12 protein-coding genes, 1 tRNA gene and 1 other RNA gene are annotated in these 16,529 nt (G+C 30.1%); 9 read left to right on the forward strand and 5 right to left on the reverse strand.

Features of this window, described 5'->3' with window-relative positions:
* Positions 1–412 precede the first annotated feature (412 nt).
* From ACR0QS_RS04070 to nagE, 3 genes are all read right to left on the reverse strand, one after another.
* Positions 413–955: a hypothetical protein gene (locus tag ACR0QS_RS04070; RefSeq protein ID WP_432632167.1), complete on the reverse strand. Its 543-nt coding sequence runs from the start codon at positions 953–955 to the stop codon at positions 413–415.
* A gap of 111 nt (positions 956–1,066) precedes the next feature.
* The gene (locus ACR0QS_RS04075; protein WP_432632168.1) at positions 1,067–3,490 is read right to left on the reverse strand and encodes a DUF5682 family protein; all 2,424 of its coding nucleotides are present in this window, start codon (positions 3,488–3,490) and stop codon (positions 1,067–1,069) included.
* A 139-nt stretch (positions 3,491–3,629) separates the two neighbouring features.
* Positions 3,630–5,090 carry an N-acetylglucosamine-specific PTS transporter subunit IIBC gene (nagE, locus tag ACR0QS_RS04080; RefSeq protein WP_432632169.1) on the reverse strand — a complete coding sequence of 487 codons (1,461 nt, stop codon included), beginning with the start codon at positions 5,088–5,090 and terminating at the stop codon, positions 3,630–3,632.
* Positions 5,091–5,232: 142 nt separating this feature from the next.
* On the opposite strand from nagE, the gene ACR0QS_RS04085 reads away from it, so the two are divergent.
* The 4 genes from ACR0QS_RS04085 to flcA all read left to right on the forward strand — a co-directional run bounded on the left by ACR0QS_RS04085 (position 5,233) and on the right by flcA (position 9,765).
* Positions 5,233–5,643 carry an acyl-CoA thioesterase gene (locus ACR0QS_RS04085; RefSeq protein WP_432632170.1) on the forward strand — a complete coding sequence of 137 codons (411 nt, stop codon included), beginning with the start codon at positions 5,233–5,235 and terminating at the stop codon, positions 5,641–5,643.
* 6 nt (positions 5,644–5,649) lie between these two features.
* Complete coding sequence (locus ACR0QS_RS04090; RefSeq protein WP_432632171.1) at positions 5,650–5,955, forward strand: hypothetical protein; 306 nt, start codon at positions 5,650–5,652, stop codon at positions 5,953–5,955.
* A 24-nt stretch (positions 5,956–5,979) separates the two neighbouring features.
* Positions 5,980–6,402, forward strand: a complete 423-nt coding sequence (locus tag ACR0QS_RS04095) for a F0F1 ATP synthase subunit epsilon (RefSeq protein WP_432632172.1) — start codon at positions 5,980–5,982, stop codon at positions 6,400–6,402.
* 108 nt (positions 6,403–6,510) lie between these two features.
* Positions 6,511–9,765, forward strand: a complete 3,255-nt coding sequence (gene flcA / locus ACR0QS_RS04100) for a periplasmic flagellar collar protein FlcA (RefSeq protein ID WP_432632173.1) — start codon at positions 6,511–6,513, stop codon at positions 9,763–9,765.
* Between the two features lie 21 nt (positions 9,766–9,786).
* On the opposite strand, the gene ssrA is transcribed toward flcA, so the two are convergent.
* Positions 9,787–10,139: a transfer-messenger RNA gene (gene ssrA / locus ACR0QS_RS04105) on the reverse strand.
* 132 nt (positions 10,140–10,271) lie between these two features.
* Here ssrA and ACR0QS_RS04110 point away from each other — a divergent pair.
* From ACR0QS_RS04110 to ACR0QS_RS04130, 5 genes are all read left to right on the forward strand, one after another.
* Positions 10,272–10,343 (forward strand) — tRNA-Gly (locus ACR0QS_RS04110).
* Between the two features lie 53 nt (positions 10,344–10,396).
* A complete protein-coding gene (locus tag ACR0QS_RS04115) occupies positions 10,397–11,344 on the forward strand; it encodes a DNA cytosine methyltransferase (protein ID WP_432632174.1) in 948 nt (315 codons plus the stop codon).
* Entirely contained in the window at positions 11,345–12,076 is a 732-nt protein-coding gene (locus ACR0QS_RS04120; protein WP_432632175.1) for a hypothetical protein, read from the forward strand. It begins immediately after the preceding gene.
* A gap of 7 nt (positions 12,077–12,083) precedes the next feature.
* Positions 12,084–12,500 (forward strand): very short patch repair endonuclease, encoded by a 417-nt coding sequence (locus ACR0QS_RS04125; protein ID WP_432632176.1) that lies wholly within the window; start codon positions 12,084–12,086, stop codon positions 12,498–12,500.
* Between the two features lie 12 nt (positions 12,501–12,512).
* The gene (locus ACR0QS_RS04130; RefSeq protein WP_432632177.1) at positions 12,513–16,208 is read left to right on the forward strand and encodes an Eco57I restriction-modification methylase domain-containing protein; all 3,696 of its coding nucleotides are present in this window, start codon (positions 12,513–12,515) and stop codon (positions 16,206–16,208) included.
* Positions 16,209–16,222: 14 nt separating this feature from the next.
* On the opposite strand, the gene ACR0QS_RS04135 is transcribed toward ACR0QS_RS04130, so the two are convergent.
* Positions 16,223–16,501, reverse strand: coding sequence for a hypothetical protein (locus tag ACR0QS_RS04135; RefSeq protein WP_432632178.1), 279 nt, complete (start codon positions 16,499–16,501; stop codon positions 16,223–16,225).
* Positions 16,502–16,529: the final 28 nt, after the last annotated feature.

Here is a 16,529-nt window from a genome sequence, read left to right on the forward strand (position 1 = left end):
CAAATATATTTTTCGGACTAAAAACGCTATGAGTGATGGGATTATTAAAAGTATTTGCAATTTACGAAAAAATCAAAAAGAAATTTTAATTTAGAAAAATAAAAAATAATTAAATTATGTTAACTTTATTCACAAATTTACTTGGATTATTCATAAATTTTATTAACTTTATAAATTTCTTATTTATTTCTTTTTTGATAACAATAAAATTTTTTATTTGAATCTTGAAAAAATCGTTATATCATTAGTGTAAGGGAAAAATGACCTTATAATTTAATTTATGCGGTGAAGAGAACATCTCAAAGGAGTGTAATTATGAAGAACTTTAAACAAATCCCATAAAACAAAAAAAGAGAATGCCGTTTCGACATCCTCTTTTATAAAGTGGTTTATTATTCTAACAACAAATGTTTTATTTATTTTTTAAGGCAAGTCTTATATGCGCATCAAATCCTTTCGGTTTGAAATCTAAATAACCTGTAGCATAAATTATAAGGTCTGAACTTTCCATTAAACCAAATTGGTATGGAGCGTATTCTTGTTTTTCTGCGCTGCTCTTTCTTGCGCTGCTGCTACTATAAGTTTTGTCGATTTTAGCGCCGTTTTTATCATAACCCGTAAATTTTACAAGAATGCCTTTTCCAAATTGAGGGTCATAGTCTTCTATAAATTCGATTGCATATCTGAATTTAGTTCCGTCCGCGTTTTGATATTCTGCAGATTCAAAATATTTGCTTCCGTATTGAAGCATTCCATATCTTGAGTCTATATTGATAGCGCTATCTGGAACTAATTCTTCCGATGTATTTACTTGGTCTGCCACTTCGATATCTCCCTCAACGCTAAAATCAGCTGGTCGAGTCGCTTTGTTCTTACATGCTACGGACATCATAGCTATCATAACTACTACCGCCATTAAAGATAATAAACCTTTTCTTTTAATTAAGTTTGTCATTGTTTTACTCCTTCGCCGTTTGGCGTTCTTTAATCTTTCTATCAATAAGATAAGGATTATTTGCAAATCGTCAAGCACTTTTTATTTTTCAAATAAAAAGTGATTATGATTTTACTTAAATATTTCGTATTTATCCATTTCTTCTGCTATTTTTTTATCAATATTTTTCGCTTTTTGAATTTCTGCTTGAATTTCTTCTTCGGATATATTTTCCGTATTCGATTCTTTAGTCTCGTAAATTTTCGCTATAATTAAAGATAGTCGCTCGGTTTCGGTTGGAGTAAGATTTGTAAATGCCAATCTCAAATTTGGAAGTATTTCTATAAATTTATTTTCTTCAATATTTTTTATCGCTTTATCTATTTCGTTTATCAAATCATCGTTTATAAAAATAATATCTCTCGCTATTAAAAATATTCCGTTCAAAAAATAAGCTATCGACTCGGTTTCCGCAGTTTCTAAAAAATTCGATATTATAGTCGCAAATTCTTTTGAGTCAATTCTTGCGGATTTATATTTTATAGAAAGACAAACGGCGTATATATGCGAACTGCCGAAAGTATTTTGAATCATAGAATCTATTTTTTCGTTAAAAAATTCTTTTTCAAAATCTTCGTTTTCTAAAGTATAAATATAAAGATTTTTAATATAAATTGAATATTTTAAAGCGTTTTCTTCGTCAAAATTTTTTATCGATTCCATATTTTGAACGGCTAAAATAAATGCATGTTTTGAAAGCGATTTTATTTTAGAAATAATGTCGGCGTCTTTAAAAATATTTTCTCTATCTTTATTTATATTTCCGTTAATTTTTTCAATATTTATAAGATAGGAAAAATTATCCAGCGCTTTGCATAAACTTATAAAATCATTGTCGCTTAAAATTATATTTTCAATTTCGCTATAATTGTCGATTAAAAAATTATAAAGTCCCATAACTGTAGATTCTATAATAAGTTTTGAAATTTCTTCCGCGTTCAAACGATTTTTTAATTTGTCTTTTATAAAATTAAAACAAAGCTCTTCTATGCTCGTTCCGTAAACCGATTTGTCGATTAATAAAGCCTCGACTTGACTATTATATTTATATTTCCAAATTTCCCTCGCAAGATTTTTATCAATTTTATTAATATAATCGGGACCTTTTATAAGTTTGCAAAAACCAATATCCAAAAATCGCATTTTATGAAAGAATTTGCTTTTCTCAAAATGATTTTTATCTTTAATAATATCCAAGATTGATTCTGTAGTTTCAGTTTTATCGATTCTTATTCTATGAGTTTTGCAAAGGTTTCTAAAATCTAGAACAACGGGCGGAACTATACTTTTTGACGATACTTTACCATTTGCAATTCCAGAAAGTAGTTTCATCATAAGTTCGATATTTCCAGTATTTTCCAAACTAATTTCGCCTTTGATAAACGCGCTTTTTACAGCGTCAATAAGTTCGTAAACTCCAGCGTTATTTTTCCCTCGCAACTTCGCAAGATTAATCGCCATATAATAAGCGTTTATACAGTCGGGAATATTCATATTATAATAATCTCTATTGATTCCCGCAGCTTTTATGATAAAACTTTTAACCGTTTCTGTATAAGCGTTGTGGGTAGAATCTTCGTTTAATTTTTTCCAAATATTATTATAGAACGCGGGATATTCTATTCCAGCAATATATCCTTTTCTTTGGTCCGCTTCCTCGAAAGAATACGGAATTAAATAATTTGAAGAATTTTGAATTTCGTATTTTTTTAATTTGCTAAATTCTTTTTCAATATTTTCAAAATCTTTTAATTTGTCGATTATTCCTTTTACATGAAAACTTCCAGTTATGACTAAAATTTTATCAATTTTTTTATCAATAAATTCTTTAATATTTTTCGCCATGAAATATTCGCGGTTTTTCGTTTCAATATCTTCGCTTTCTATCAAACGCATATAATAACCAAGCGCAAAAACGCTTTTAATAAAATCTTCGCTATTTTTTAATATTCCTTTTATCTCAAAATCTCTCTCCCAAAATTCCGCAAAACTTTTAAGCCCAGATTTTTTAGTAAGTCGAATCGTATAATCGTTTACATTAAATTTATTATTGTCTTTATCGTAAATTGAAATCGGTTTTTTATTTATATTATTTTCAGAATTTTCAATAATATAACCGAAAGGCATGTCTATAAAAGCGCAGTTTATTTTTAATTCATAAGATTTTTTTATCGCGACAAACTCGGGCGAATAATACAAAAAAGGATAATAGCTTCTGCATTTCTCTCCGCTTTTATCAATATAACTCGAATAAATACAAAAAGGCGGAATCGTTTCTTCGTTAGTCATATATTCCATTAAAAAATTTGAGTCGCTCGGTCCTTCGATAAGAATCGTTTCGGGTTTATATTCTTCTATTATTTTTTTTAGATGGTAAGCGCATGCGGGGGAATGATGACGAACGGGAAAAAATTTTATTTTATTTTGACTTTCTTTAAAACTAATTTCAAAATTATTATCAGAATTATATTTTAAATTTTTATTTTGTTTCGCCATGATTTTTAACTTTCAATTTTAAATATGATTAAAAAATCCAGCGGCAATCTCTTAAGGTAAGAAATTGCCGCCGCTTATTTAATAAAAATAATAAAAAGGAGCAATACTAAAATTAATTAGTATCTATGCTAATTATACACTATTTCAATATTTTTGTCAACTCCTCTGCCAATAGTTGAACATCCGTTCCGACTATTACTTGCACCGAATTTTTGCCGGGTTTCAATACGCCGGGAAAATGTTTTTTAATTTCCGCTTCGTTGATAATTCCGTTATCTTTCACTTCAAGTCTTAATCTTGTCACGCAATTATCGACATTGACTATATTTTCCGCTCCGCCAAGTAAAGGAAGCAGTAATTTAGCCTTATCTAAATAAGAAGAATTTTTGCTCGTGAAAATATTTTCGTAATTTTCATTTTCATCGTCTTCTCTGCCCGGAGTTCTTAAATTGAATTTTTTAATCGCAAAATCAAATATCAAGTAATATAAAACAAAGAAAACCAAACCTTGAATAATAAGCATATACCATTTTACCGCCAAAGGATTTCTTGAAGATAAAACCAAATCTATGAAACCTGCGGAAAATCCAAAACCAGCAATCCATTGCATAGAAGCGGATATTATTAAAGATATTGCCGTTAATAATGCATGAAGCAAATATAACGCTGGAGCTACAAACATAAAAGAGAATTCTATCGGTTCGGTAACGCCCGTAAAGAAACTTGCAAATCCCGCCGCCATCATTATCGAAGTTATTTTCTCTCTGTTTTCGGGTTTAGCGTTTTTTATGAAGGCAAGGCATGCTCCCAAAAGTCCGAACATCATAATCGGAAAGAATCCCGCCTGATACATTCCCGTCACTCCAACTGTTGCGAGTCCGTCTTCTATAGATTTTGCTCCGCCCAAGAAATTCGGTATATCGTTAATTCCAGCTACATCAAACCAGAAAACCGAATTTAAAGCATGATGCAAACCGACTGGAATTAATAGCCGATTAAAGAATCCGTATATTCCCGCTCCGATTGGTCCTAATCCAATTATAGCTTCTCCGAATCTTACGAGTCCGTTATAAACTACGGGCCACACAAACATTAGTATTAAAGAAACGATTAACATAACCCCAGAAGTGATTATTGGGACGAATCTTCTTCCGCTGAAAAACGCCAAAAATTTAGGAAGTTCGACATCCCAGAATTTATTATATAATCCTCCAGCGATTAATCCGCAAAGTATTCCTATAAACTGATTATTGATTCTTGAAAAACCAGCTGGAACTTTATCTAATTCTATACTTTGAAGCATTGCAACCGCATTTGGAGAAAGTAAAGTTGTCACAACCAAAAAAGCTACTATTCCCGCAAGCGCCGCCGCTCCGTTTCTATCGTTTGACATTCCGAACGCTACGCCTATCGCAAAAAGAATCGGCATATTGTCAATAATCGAACCGCCCGCCTTTATCAAAAAAGCCGCTATCGGACTGCCAGCTCCCCAGCCGTTTGGGTCAATCCAATAACCTATTCCTAACAATATAGCAGCAGCTGGTAAAACGGCTACTGGAACCATCAAAGAGTTCCCTATTTTTTGTAAATATTTGAACATTGTAATCCTCCGTTCATTTGAAATTTATTATATAATTAGTATATATTTTAATTTTTTATAATCAATAAGAAAAATATAAATTTTCATTTTTAATATTTATATGATATAATTTGAATAAAATTTTATTTGGAGAAAATATTTTATGGCTTTTGTGAATAAAACGGAAATAAGAGTAATTTATGCAGATACGGACCAAATGGGAGTGGTTTATCATTCAAATTATTTAAGATATTTTGAAATAGGAAGAACTGAATTATTGAGAGAGCTTGGAATTTCTTATAAGGATATGGAAGCATGCGGTTTATTTTTGCCCGTTAAAGAAGTTTTTATAGATTACAAAATCTCAATAAAATATGACGATATTATCGTGGTTAATACTTGTATCGACAAATTAAAAAATGTTTCTTTAAAACTTAAATACGAAATAAGAAATAAAGAAGATAGCGATTTATTATATACTACTGGTTATACATTGCATCCTTTTATAAACAAAAACGGAGAGATAATTCGCCCAGAAGATTATCTATACGATATAATGGCTAAAGGAAAATGAGATTTTATGAAATGGTTAAATGTTTTATTCACGGTTTTATCTTCGGCAAATATGATAGGAGATATTGTCCGAAATAATAAATTGGAAAATAAATCAAAAAAATTGGATAGAAAAATTGACGAATATGAAAGAGCGATAATAGAAAGAATAGATAATAAAATGAAAGCAGAATTCGAGTATATCAATAATCAAATTAATTCTTTGAAAATAGTCGTTAGAGTTTTGCTTTTATTTTCGTTGTTATTTTTTATGTTATTCTTAATATCTTTAATAATTTTGATTTTTGTTTTAAAATATAAAAAAATTTTGTAAAGAATTTGAAAAAAGGATTTAAAATTGGCTACTAATACTACAAAAAATAAAAAATCGTTATCTTGTTCCGTTATAACTAAAGAAGGGCCCGTTATAAGGTCAATGAAAATAGAACATATAGAAATTCCTTCTTATGCTGGCTATGTTTCAATCTATTCGGACCATTGTCCTTATATAGTGAGCGTTCGATATGGAGAGCTTAAAATATACGATGAAAGCGGAAAATTGATTAATCTATATATCGAAGGCGGAATTGCAGAAATAAGTCAAAATGTTATCGGCGTTCTTACAGAAAAAGCGATTCATCCGAAAGACATTGATATTGAAGCGACAAAAGAAAAAATAGAAAAAATTAAAAATCAGGCTACAATTAACGAAGAAGAAGCGAAAAGAAACCGAGAAGAGATTGAAAAATATAAAAAACAAATTGAAATTGCCTCCAAATAAAAAACTATTGTAATTTTATTAAAATCCGATAATTAAGTTGACATATTTTTTTAGATTAATATAATCGAATATGTAAAATAATTTTTAGTAATTTTATAGAAATTTAATATGCCTAAAATCGAAGATTTAGAAAGATTGGGAAGCGTTGCTTTTTTAATGGGCAAGAAAAAGCTACCCGAAGAATTATCAAAAAACGATTACGATGCTTTTAAGTCGGTTTTCACAAACGAATATATGGAAAGTTCAAAACCAGCGGAAGATAACGATTTGCCAGATTTAGACGAAATAGAAGATTTATTATCGAACGAAAATAACGATAAAAATGAAAATGATAATTTAGAAAATAACGACAAAATAGATGCCGATTTAGACGATTTAACTTTGCCCGATAATCTCGAAACGGAAAATCAAGACGATAAAATCATAAGCGATATAAACGATTTAGAATTGCCTAACGATTTGAAAGATTTAGATAACGAAGAAACCGAAAAAGATTTGCAAAATAACGATTCGAGCGGTTTGCCGATTTTGGACGATTTGCCTTTACCTGAAAGTTTGCCTGTGCCAGAGGAAGATTCCAGCGAAAGTGAAATTAATATGTCGGATGATTTGGGAATTGGAGATATAAGCCATTTATCCGATTTGGACGATAACTCAATAGAAGAAATATTGGAAGAAAATGATGAAAACGACAATATTGAAAAAATCGATTTGGACAACGAGGATTTGGAAGAAATATTGGAAGACGATAAAGAAGATTTAGATACTTCCGAAATAGAAAAAAGCGAAGAACCAGAAAATATTGAAGAAAGGAACGATAAAGATATAGAAGATAATTTAATCAAAGAAGATATATTAGACGAAAATATATTGGACGAAAATGAAACCGAAGAGGAAATAAAAGAAGAATCAAAAATTGAAGAACCTCAAAAAGTCGAAGCCGAAGACGACACATCATTAGACGATTTGGAAAATATATTAGATGGATTAGACGAAGACGAAAATAAAAACGAATTAAAAGAAAAATCTGAAATTGAAAAACCTGAAGAAAAAATAGAAGACGATATTTCTAATTTGGACGAGCTTGAAAATATATTGGATTTAGACGAGGAAGTGGCTCATAAAACCGAAGAGACGGAAAAAGTTGAAAATGAAACCGAAGACGATATAGCAAATTTAGACGATTTAGAAAATATATTGGACGAAAATGAAGAGGAAACAAAAGAAGAATCAAAAATTGAAGAACCTCAATCTCAATCTCAAAAAACTGAAAGTAAAGAAGAAGAAACTGACGATTTGAATTTAGACGATTTGGACGATTTGGTTAAAGAAGATGCAGAAGATATTTCTAAAAAAGAACCAGTGCAAATTATGGAAGGCGGAACTTCTTTGCCTTCTCCAGATATGGCGGATAAATTAGGCGCGTCCAGATACGAAGATTTAGATAAAGATATTGACCAAGACAGAGTAATAGACAGCATAAAAAATCTTTCTCCTTTAACGAGATATCATGTATTGGATGTAATTCTCAACGAAAAACTTGACGAAAACGCTATGCTGGAATTGTTATATTCTTTGGAGAGCGGAAGATCCAACGAAGATATAACGGAATTCATAAATAAAGAATTAGGTTTAAGTATAAAAGAATATGGAAAAAGCGGAATATTAGATTTAATACCGATTCCAAATTCGCTTAAAGATTATGCTCATATAATAAGAGTCGCCGCGATATTTCTAATATTATTTGTTGGAATAGTTTTGCTTTCTTATCAATTTATTTATAAACCAGTGAAAGGGAACGAATATTTTAAAAGAGGTTTGGCGGATATATCGAACGGCGCTTATAACGATGCGGAAAGAAATTTTGCGCAGGGAAATAGACTTAAACCGAGACAAATAAAATGGTTTAACAGATACGGAAAAGCCTATATAGAAAGAGAAATGTTTCCAGAAGCTTTAACTAAAATAGAAGGAGCTTTAAATATAAAACCGAGAGATTTCGACAGCAGAGTTTTATTCGGATATTATTATCGAAGCAAAGGCGAAAAACAATTATCCGAAGAAGACTATATTAAAGGCGAAGAACTTTATAACGACATGCTTTCTTATGTTTCAAATAAAAAACAATTGCAAACCGTGTATGATGAACTTGGAATATTGATGATAAGCAGAGCGAGGAACTTATCGCAGCCTAATTATTACGATAACGCTTATAATAATTATATTCAAATGATAAATCTTTTCGGAGATAATGTAATCGCCAGAAAAAGAGCCATGCTTATAAGAATATATCAGGATAATTATAATCAAGTTAAAGCGCTCCAGCAACATATAGACAATTTGAAGAGCGGATATATAGACGATGATGTTTATCCTAAATTGGCGAGATATTTATTAAATAACGATGATTTTTACGGCTCAAGGACTTTGCTTGAAAAAATCTTAAAAAAATATCCATCAAATATTGAAGCTATAGTTGGATATGCAGATTATCAAGCGAGATTAAAACATTATGAGAGAGCGAGAGATATATTGCTTAATACCGCTTTGCCTCTATACGAAAATAATCCTTATCAAAGAGGACGGGAATTCGTATATAATATGCTCGGACAGATTTATTATAATTTGGGAGAATACGGAAATTCGATTAATAATTTCAACGCCGCTTTGTCGATAAATCAAACTTATCCAGACGCTAATTATAATTTGGCTAATTTGTATTTTTATCAGGATAAAGATTACGAAAAGGCGAAAGAACATTATCAGCTTGCTTACGATAATTTGCCACCAGAGTTAAGAGGCGACCAGCTTTTATATAATTTATCATGGATTTATTATTTGAATAATGAATTCGATAGAGCATTCGAAGGTTTCAACGCGTTATTTCAAAAAAATCCAAGCAATAGCGTTGTGTCTTACGCTTTGGGAAATTCTTTGCTTCATTTGGATAGAGCGAATTTAGCGAACGGTTTTTATAGAAACGCTTTGAATCAAATTTTAGCGAGAAGAGAAAGATTAGGAAGACTCGAAATGAGAACGGAAAGCGACTTTTTCCTTTTAAGTTATTTGGCGAGTTTGTATAATAATATCGGAGTCTCTTACGCTTATAATTCCACAGTCGGCAACAATATTCAAAACGAACAAGAGGCTTTTAGAAATTTTGTATTGGCAAGCGAATATTTCGACCAAGTTAGAACTTCAAATATCGATTTGGAAAGAATGGAAAAAAGAACTATTATGCTTGAAAACAATAATATCGGAGTCGCAACCTATAATGTAATGGCTATGCAAGGCAGAAGAAATCTTAAAGAAACAGTAATGATTGACGATTATATTCCAAAAGATATGTATTATGTGAGATAAAAATCATTTTGAATTATTAGAAATTGGAGATGGCGGGACTCGAACCCGCGTCCTACGAAGCGCTCCATATTCGTCTACATAGCGTATCTTATCTTTGAAGTTTCACCTTACGGCTATAAGACAAGCAGAAAAACCGCAAGATTAGTTTGATTATACTTGCAGTCGAGTTCAAACGGCGCTCGATACAAGTTCTATGTGTTTCAACGCCGATAATATAACCCATAGACAAATCATAAAATCAGCGACAGCCTCATTTAGGCTGCAATTGCATATTCGTCTGCAATTATAATTTTGGTATGATATTAACGCGCATACACCTAGCGCGACTATGCAAAATATGACTCAACCATCGCAGTCGAAGCCAGAGCATCCCCTTTCAAAGAACGATATATTTACAATCTATATATATTATAGGAAATTTTTTATAATTGTCAACTATTTTTTAGTGTTGACATTTTTTTTATATATGTTATTATTAATTAAATCCTAAATGTTAATTTTTTAGCGCGGGCGTCGTATAATGGTTATTACCTTAGACTTCCAATCTAAAGATGACGGTTCGATTCCGTTCGCCCGCTAATAATCAAAATAGACTATTTATAAAACTAAAATGCAAACAAGCGTGCTTTTTATGAATAAACTTAAATTTATAGATTTATTTTGCGGTATAGGCGGTTTTAGGGTGGCGTTAGAAAAATATGGATTAGAATGCGTTTTTTCCAGCGATATAGATAGGCATGCCCAAGATTCATATTATAAAAACTTTAAGGAAAAGCCTAACGGCGATATAACTGAAATATCAGAAAAGAAAATACCTAATCATGATATTTTATGCGCTGGGTTTCCTTGTCAATCGTTTAGCATATCTGGAAAACAAGCTGGAATAAAAGACTCAAGAGGTCGTTTATTCTATGAAATAATAAGAATTTCTAATCACCATAAACCAAAAATACTTTTGCTTGAAAATGTTAAAAACATATTAACGGTAGATAACGGAAATGTCATTAAGACAATAGAAACTAAATTAGATGAAATTGGCTATAAAGTAAAAAAGCATATTTTAAACTCCTCATATTTTGGAATTCCTCAATCCAGAGAAAGAGTATATTTTGTGGCTGTTAGAAAAGATTACTCTGAAGTATTAAATAATTATAAAGAACCTAAAATTACAATGAAAAAAATTTTTTTAGAAAAAATTTTAGAAAAAAATCCATCGGAACATTTATTTGTCAAAAGGGACGATATATTTATAAGCAAAAAAGAAGAAAATATTGAAAACGATTTTAAACCTATACGAGTTGGGATTATAAATAAAGGCGGTCAGGGCGAAAGGATTTACAGTCCAAAAGGTCATGCTATAACTTTATCGGCTTACGGAGGCGGCGTTGGAGCGAGGACAGGACTTTATTATACAGAAGACAGAAGAGTAAGAAGATTATCCATAAACGAGTGTAAAAAAATTATGGGATTTTCGATAAATCATGTAGTAAGCGAAGGAATTCAAGGTTATCAACAACTTGGAAACGCGGTTATACCAGATATGATAGGATATATTTGGGAAAATTTAAGGATATCTTAAATGAATGAAAATAATAAAAATGCAATTTTAGGAAGAAATGTAGAGATTCTATTTAAAAATAGCGTGAGGGATAATCCAGATGTAGTTTCTAAAATAAAAACTCATTTTGGCATTGTCGGAGATTTAGACGCTTCTATGCAATCAGGAATATATGGAGAAAAAGCAGATGTTAAAATAGGATTTACTTGCGGGCATAATATAGACGCTAACATAAAAGCCTATAAAAGAAAATTTGCTTTTAATCAATTAACAAGAGCGTCCGTAGATAATTTTTGTAAACATCTAAAAATAGACAATACACATAGAAAGAAATTAAAAAATCTCGTAATTAATAAATCGAAAAATAAAGGCGGTTATTTATTTCCAAAAGATAATATCGAATATTGGAAAAGTTTTTTTGAATTAAAAAAAGAAGAAATAATAAAATGGGCTTTTTCAAAAAATCCGAGCCGAGAAATATTAGTTCTATTTGATAACGATGAAGAAATATTTAGAATATATCCGATGAAAGCCGTTATAAAAAATATATCTAGAGAAATAAAGCACACCAAAGGCGGTTTTGATATAGGGAATTGCGTTTCTTTTCAAAGGAAAGGAGGCAATGGTTCGATATCTAAAAAATATCCTAAAGACGATATAAGACATCCTGGAAATAATATTCAATTAAAGCTAAAAATTAATAAATTTATTCCAGAAATGGAAAAATGCCTATTAGCAAAATATAAGTTATAGAATTTTTATGAGCGATATATTTAGCAAAGAAAAGCGTTCGTATATAATGAAGACGGTAAAATCTTCAAATAATAAATCTACCGAATTAAAACTTATATCCGTATTTAAGAAATATTCTATAAAAGGCTGGAAAAGAAATTATAAAATATTTGGAAAACCCGATTTTGTTTTTTGCGGTAGAAAAATAGCGATTTTTACGGACGGTTGTTTTTGGCATGGTCATAACTGTAGAAATACCGTCCCAAAAGATAACGCTGAATATTGGAAAAATAAAATTAATAGAAATAAAAAAAGAGATTTTGAAGTTAATAAGCATTTGAAAAAAATCGGATGGTCGGTAATTAGGATATGGGAATGCGAATTAAATAAAAATAATAGCGATATTTTATATAAAAAACTAAAAACATTGTTAAAAAATATTTAAATATTAATTAGTATGAAATCCATTACAAAGAAAGCGGAAGAATTATTAAAACGAAGAGACTTGCTTAAATCTTCAATAATTTCGGACGAAAACGAATTAGAAATTTCATTAAAAACATTTAAAGAAAAACTTGAAATATACAGAAAAGAAATTGAAAAAGCGAAAGAGAATAAAGAAAGCGAAGAACATTGCAAAAATATACTGAAAGATTTTTTAAGCGGAGGTTTCAAATATAATTGCAATACTAAAGGAAAAATCGATTTAGTAATAAAATATAAAAACGAAACACATGCGATTATCGAAACTAAAAATTACGACAACAAAAACGAAATGATAAAAGACAACGATTATTATTATAAATCTTTTTATCAGTCGGTTCTTTATTATTATAAAAGCAGAAAAGATTTGAATAAAGATTTTAGCATGAAGCATATAATAATAACGGATTTTTATAATTTGTATTTATTTTTAAGGAGCGATTTTGAAGTTCTTGCGGAAAATAAACAGATAATAAATTTTTTCAATGTTAAGAAAATAGATATTGACAGCAAAGATTTTTATAATTCTTCAAAAACCATACTTGAAAAAATTAACCGCGAAGTTGTAGGTTATAAGATTAATTTATTCGAAGACGATGCGGAATTGATATATAGATTTTTAAGTCCTTATAATATTTGTTCTTTGAAAGCGAATAACGATTTTAATATTATTTCAAACACTTTTTATAGAGAGATTATTTATATGATGGGGCTTGAAGAAAATAAAGAAGGCAAACTTGTTTTGAATAAAATCGACAACACTTTAATCAAACTAACTATGGATATTCTGGACGAAGATTTAAGCCGAGAAGAAAAATTTGAAGAAGCTTTGAAATTGAATATTTTATGGATTAATAGAATTTTATTTTTGAAAATGCTCGAAGCCCAATTAAGAGTTTTTAGGAACGACAATAATTTGCATATTTTAAATCCGAATGAAATTGTCGATTATTCTTTTTTGTATGTTTTGTTTTTTAAGGTTTTGGCAAAAAGCAAGGAAAGAAGAATAACTGAAAATAAGGAAAGCGAATATTATAAACATATTCCTTATTTGAACAGTTCTTTATTCGAGGAAACGGAAAAAGAAAAAATAAATTCCATAACGAAATTAAATAATTCTTTGAAAATGAAAATAATGACGGGAAGCGTTTTGTATAAAGACAGAGATTTTGATAAAAAAGAATTAACATTTTTGGAATATATTTTAAGATTTTTAAACTGCTATATTTTCAATAGCGACAATAACGCGGCAAATATCAATAAAAATACGATAATAAAATCTTCTGTTTTGGGACTCGTTTTTGAAAGATTAAACGGATATAAAGATGGTTCGCATTTTACTCCGCCAGCGATTACAATGTATATGGCAAAATATTCGATAGAAAAAGCGATTTTGAATAAATTTAATAAATATTTTGAAGGCTCGGAATTTAAAAATATCGAAGAGATAAAAAACTGGACGGACGCGAATATACATAAAATTAAAGACGATGTGAAATATATAATAGATTCGATTAGCATAATAGACCCAGCATGCGGAAGCGGACATTTCTTGGTTGCATGTTTAAACGAACTTATAAAAATAAAAAGCTATTTGCATGTTTTATCCGCCGATATTAAAGTGGATATTTTCGATGACGAACTTGTGATTAATTATATAAACGGAACGGAATATAAATATAATATGGAAAAAGGAGAGATAAACGAAACTAAACAAAAAATACAAAAAACTTTATTCGAGGCGAAAAAACATATAATAAATAATCAGCTTTACGGAGTAGATATAAATCCTAATTCGGTAAATATTTGCAGACTCAGGCTTTGGATAGAATTATTAAAATCGAGTTATTATGTGGAAGATAAATCTCTGGGAATTAATAACGAATATATTGATTTGGCAACGCTTCCAAATTTGGAATTTAAAATTCTGCCTGCGAACAGTTTGATAGAGCTTGAAGAAAACGACAGCGATAATAATTTGAAATTGTCTTGGGATAGAACGGAGCTTATAAAAAATATGCGCGATTATTTTAACGCCGATTTTAATAGAAAAAAAGAAATCAGAAAAACGGTTTTGGAATTATTGAAAGAATATTCGGAATATAATATAAAATTGAAAGATTATAATCCTTTCGATATGCTTAAAAGTTATGATTTTTTCGACAGCGGAATTATGTTTGGAATCGATAAATTCGATATCGTAATAATGAATCCTCCGTATTTTCAACTTACGGGAAAACATAAATATTTGAATTATTTTGAAAAAGGCAAAACGAAAGTCGCCGATATTTATCAGCTTTTTATGGAAACGGCTTTAAATAAATTATTGTCCGAAACGGGAATTGTAAGCGCGGTGGTTTCAAATAAATGGATGCGGGCGGGATACGGCGAACGAACGAGAGCTTTTTTGTATAATAACGCTTATGTTTTTGAAGTTATAGATTTGGGGGCAAATTGGTTCGAGTCGGCAACGGTAGATACGAATATTATAACTTATACGAAAGGCAAAGAAAAACAGGAATTTATAGAAGCATATAAAATAAGCAAATGCGATAATATTGAAGAGGAGAAAAAATCTTTTAATAACAATGTGGATTGCCACGCTCGCCAAAAGGCGGGCTTTAGCCTCGCTCGCAATGACGAAAGCGAACAATCTGATAACAATGTGGCTTCAGCCCATTGTGTGCAAGATACAAAAGGACACAAGGGGTTCGCCATAGGCGTCCCTTTGGGAAAACCCCTTGTTATTAGAAACGCAGATAACAATGTGGATTGCCACGCTATCGCTCGCAATGACTGTGGTTTAGCGAATTTTATTTTTCCGAATAAAGATTACGGGGCTTGGATAATTTTAAATAAAATCGAAAAAGATATTTTGGCAAAAGTTCAAAAATTTAAACCTTTGAAAAATTGGAATATACAAATTAATTACGGAATAAAAACGGGATTTAACGAAGCGTTTATAATTAATGAAGAGACAAAAAATAAATTGATTGCGGAAGATAAAAAATCTGCGGAAATTATAAAACCTTTATTAAGAGGAAGAGATATTAAAAGATATTCCTACGATAATAAAGGATTGTATTTGATTAATACTCATAACGGACTTAAAGAAAAAAATATTTTGCCAATCGACATTAATAAATATAAAGCGATTAAAAAACATTTGGATAAATTTTATTCGGATTTGGAAAAGCGTTATGATAAAGGCGACACTCCTTACAATTTGAGAAACTGCGCTTATTTGGAAGATTTTGAAAAACCTAAAATTGTTTGGGCAAGCGTTGGAGAAAATGAATATTCGTATATTGAAAAAGGAATTTATTTATTAGATACTAATTATTTTTTAGTTTGCGATAATGAAAATATTTTAAAATATTTGATTGGAATATTTAATTCAAAATTATTTTTATTCGCTTTATCATACAAAGATACTCCATTGGGAGAAGGCGGAGCTTGGAGGCATTATAAATACAATTTAGAAAATATGACTATTCCCGAAGTCGATAAGAAAACGGAAAATAAAATCGAGAATTTGGTTGAGAAGATAATTGAGAAAAAGCGAAGTGAGGTTGATAGTTCGGAGGAGGAGAGGGAGATTGATTGGATTGTTTATGGGTTGTATGGTTTGACGGAAGAGGAGATTAAAATAATTGGAAATAAGAATTAAATTTTATTTTGTAATTAAAGCTTTTCAATTTCTTCAATACTTAATCCCGTTATCTCACTTATAAGGTTAATATCCATATTCTTATTTCTCATTGTTTTTACCATTGAGATTGCTTTATTTTTTTCGCCTTCTTTTATTCCCTCTTCTCGCTCTGTTAATAATTCTGCCTTATGGAAATAGCCTTCCCATTCTTTTTTTCGATAGGCGTTTATCAATGGGTCGCTTTCAATAAAACTTTGACATCTCTTTTCTACTTCTTCAAAAATATTATTTTCTTTTATTAAATTTGACATATTCTCCCCCTTAAAAAATTTTATCCAA

It is taken from the genome of Brachyspira sp. (assembly GCF_050873525.1).
Classification (GTDB): domain Bacteria; phylum Spirochaetota; class Brachyspiria; order Brachyspirales; family Brachyspiraceae; genus Brachyspira.

Coding starts and splice junctions, on each gene's coding strand:
- ACR0QS_RS04125 (WP_432632176.1), top strand. CDS start 12,084: ATGAGCGATATATTTAGCAAAGAAAAGCGTTCGTATATAATGAAGACG.
- ACR0QS_RS04075 (WP_432632168.1), bottom strand. CDS start 3,490: ATGGCGAAACAAAATAAAAATTTAAAATATAATTCTGATAATAATTTT.
- ACR0QS_RS04120 (WP_432632175.1), top strand. CDS start 11,345: ATGAATGAAAATAATAAAAATGCAATTTTAGGAAGAAATGTAGAGATT.
- ACR0QS_RS04135 (WP_432632178.1), bottom strand. CDS start 16,501: ATGTCAAATTTAATAAAAGAAAATAATATTTTTGAAGAAGTAGAAAAG.
- flcA (WP_432632173.1), top strand. CDS start 6,511: ATGCCTAAAATCGAAGATTTAGAAAGATTGGGAAGCGTTGCTTTTTTA.
- ACR0QS_RS04130 (WP_432632177.1), top strand. CDS start 12,513: ATGAAATCCATTACAAAGAAAGCGGAAGAATTATTAAAACGAAGAGAC.
- ACR0QS_RS04085 (WP_432632170.1), top strand. CDS start 5,233: ATGGCTTTTGTGAATAAAACGGAAATAAGAGTAATTTATGCAGATACG.
- ACR0QS_RS04070 (WP_432632167.1), bottom strand. CDS start 955: ATGACAAACTTAATTAAAAGAAAAGGTTTATTATCTTTAATGGCGGTA.
- nagE (WP_432632169.1), bottom strand. CDS start 5,090: ATGTTCAAATATTTACAAAAAATAGGGAACTCTTTGATGGTTCCAGTA.
- ACR0QS_RS04090 (WP_432632171.1), top strand. CDS start 5,650: ATGAAATGGTTAAATGTTTTATTCACGGTTTTATCTTCGGCAAATATG.
- ACR0QS_RS04115 (WP_432632174.1), top strand. CDS start 10,397: ATGAATAAACTTAAATTTATAGATTTATTTTGCGGTATAGGCGGTTTT.